1 protein-coding gene is annotated in these 362 nt (G+C 61.0%); it reads left to right on the top strand.

The features are described from left to right. Positions 1–362 (top strand): DUF433 domain-containing protein (locus EN807_RS33300; protein WP_135937999.1); only part of this gene is annotated, 362 nt, incomplete at both ends.

Raw genomic sequence — 362 nt, 5'->3', positions numbered from 1 at the left:
GTAAGGGCCGACGACCTGCTGATCGTCGACGTCGCCGAGGCACGTAAACAGCTCAAAGCGCGCATCGTGGATCTTGATGAAGCGGAGGCCGCCATCGGCCGCGTTAAAGGGGTGATGGGCGGAGAGCCTGTCTTCAAAGGAACCCGCATCCCTGTTCGTATGATCACGACGATGCTAGCGCAGGGCGCAGATGAAGCGGAGGTTCTGGAGGGATATCCGAAGCTAACGCCGCGCGTGATTGAGCTCGCCAGAATGTGGGTCGCCGCGCACCCGGTTCGTGGGCGGCCTAAGAAGCTGGTCGAGCAGGGCGTGAAAATAAAGTCGTCGAAGCGCGTGGTTTTGAAGGGCGACCCAGGTCCGTC

Origin of the sequence: Mesorhizobium sp. M5C.F.Ca.ET.164.01.1.1 (genome assembly GCF_004792125.1) — a bacterium.
In the GTDB taxonomy this organism is placed as follows: domain Bacteria; phylum Pseudomonadota; class Alphaproteobacteria; order Rhizobiales; family Rhizobiaceae; genus Mesorhizobium; species Mesorhizobium wenxiniae.
The sequence above is the reverse complement of the archived record's forward strand: the minus strand, read 5'-3'. Positions and strand labels throughout refer to the sequence as shown.